The sequence below is a fragment of the Pseudomonas sp. HMWF006 genome, assembly GCF_003061205.1.
Lineage (GTDB): Bacteria > Pseudomonadota > Gammaproteobacteria > Pseudomonadales > Pseudomonadaceae > Aquipseudomonas > Aquipseudomonas monsensis.
The window spans coordinates 1-2,222 of sequence record NZ_QAIU01000227.1; the positions used below are offsets into that span (position 1 = coordinate 1).

The following is a 2,222-nucleotide window of genomic DNA, read 5'->3' on the forward strand; positions in this document are numbered from 1 at the left end:
GTTGGCAACACTTGAGCGACCATCGCTTGCACCTGGCTTGGCACGTCTTCCGCGCCCGGCGGATTCAACGGCCATTCCGGCTTGCCGATATAGCTGCCATCGCTCCAGGTGTCTGCCGGATCCTTGCCGAACAACACGCGCGCTGGCCCCGGTGCGGCGCCAGAGACGCTGGCGAAACCCTTGGCGTCGAGCTTGCCCTTGATGCTTTTGCCCAAGGCATCGATGACTTCGTAATCGCCTTCCTTGATGCCTTGGCGCCCGGCGTACTGGTTGAACAGTTCGAGGTTGCCCTTGCCCGGTTTCGGTGGCTCCGGGAACACCCCGGCCAGACTTTTCGCGCCAGTGTAGGCGAAGTTCGCCGCATGTGCCGTATATGGGCCGCTGGTGGCGTGGGTGATGCCGCCAGCGTTGTAGGTCGTGGCGCTGCCACCGCCCTGGATCACCAGTTCGGTCTTGGCGGTGATGGTGATGCGGTCGGCATTGGCGGTGATGTTGAGTTTGGCCAGCAGATTGATGCTGTCCTTGAGCGCACGCATGTCGATGTCACCGGAAGCGGCTACCAGACGCCAGCCCATGCTTTGCACGAACAAGCGCATGCCGCGACTGGCGCTGGCCAGCAGGCGTTTGCCGATGGAGAGGCTGGTGTGGCCGGTGCTGCTCAATGCCAAGTGTTCGCCAGTGGCGATGTGGCTGGAGCGTGGCGTGGTCAGAGCGATGCCGGCCGGGCTGGCTAGCACCAGATGCGGCTCGGTGAACTCAGGGAATTCGTTGGCTGTCATGTTCGCCGGGCCCGAGCCCAGCACGCCTTGATGCTGGGCGTGCAGCGCTTTGGCCACGTCGTCTTGATCGCCCGCTTCCTGCGCTTGCAGCTCTTTGGCCTGCACGGCAAAACCGTCCTGCTGATCGCTCGCGGTGGCGAGGCGTTCGGCGGTTTCCGGCAGATCCTTGTGATGTTTCGACTCGTTTGGACGTGGCTCGGTGGTGATCAGCAGACCGGCCCCGGCACGCACTGCGCCGTGGCGGTCGGTGCGCAATTCGAACCCTTCGCCGCGCGGCTGACCACCACTAGGGCGTGGATGCGTCAGATAACCGAGGTTGATCGCACTCGCGCCGTGATCACTGCGCAACGCGATGCTGATCTCGCTGGTGGTGTCATCGATCCTCAGTTCGTTGGCGCGGCTGCCCTTGTATTCCTTGCTCTTGACGGTGGCAAGGGTCTTGAAATCCGGCAGCTTATACGGCGGCAAATTCGCGCCGTGGTAAAGGCAACCGGTGATCAGCGGCTGATCGGGATCACCTTCCAGAAAGGTGATCAGCACTTCCATGCCGACTCGTGGAATGTTGATCGAGCCGAAGGTTTCCGCCGCCCAGTTGGATGCCACGCGCATCCAGCAACTGGTCATGTCATCGTGCTTACCTTCGCGATCCCAGAAGAACTGCACCTTTACGCGGCCGTACTGATCGCAATAGATCTCCTCGCCTTCCGGGCCGCAGACCACGGCGCTTTGCGTGCCGAGGACTTTCGGTTTCGGGTGATCGAGCGGCGGACGGTAGGGGACGTCCCACGGGATCGCGCTGAAGCGGTTGCGATAGCCCTGGTGGAAATCGTCCTTCAGGTCAGTGGTGTCGCTGGTCACCGACTCTTCCAGCACCTGCGGCTGCTTGCCTTCGTGGAAGATTTCGGTGAGCAGCCACAGGTCATTCCACGTCGGATTGGCGTGTTCGGTCAGGGCGAGGAAATGCCCGCTGACCAGGATAGGCTGATCGCTGTTGCCTTCGGCGAGTCGATAGTCGCTGCGATGACGTTCAAGTGCCCGATTGGCCAGGTGCTTGCCACGGTCGCGATCCACGAAACGGCCCGGGTAGTCGTAGTCCTCAAGATCGGGTTGGGCGCTGCTTTTGGCATCGCTTTCCAGCTCGATCTTCGGTTTGACGAAGTCGTAATCGCGCCGTGTGGTACGGCTGGTGCGCGTGGCCAGACGTAGGCCGAAACGCTTGACCACCGGTTTGTCCGCGACCAGCCCGGAGTCTTGCTGATAGGCCACGGGCGCCAGTTTGGGGAACACCGTCTGGTCATCACCGAAGGTGAGTTTGTGGCCGCTGGCGGTGTGCTGAAAGTGGTAGTGAATCCCCTCCTCCTCGCACAGGCGCTGGATGAAGTCGAGATCCGACTCGTCGTACTGCACGCAGTAGATGCGCTCGGGGTAAATCGCGCTGAGCTG

1 protein-coding gene is annotated in these 2,222 nt (G+C 62.0%); it reads right to left on the minus strand.

Translation table 11 applies throughout. The features are described 5' to 3' along the window. The coding region (gene tssI, locus DBR24_RS09100; protein WP_146189002.1) for a type VI secretion system Vgr family protein at positions 1–2,222 on the minus strand (2,222 nt) is incomplete at both ends.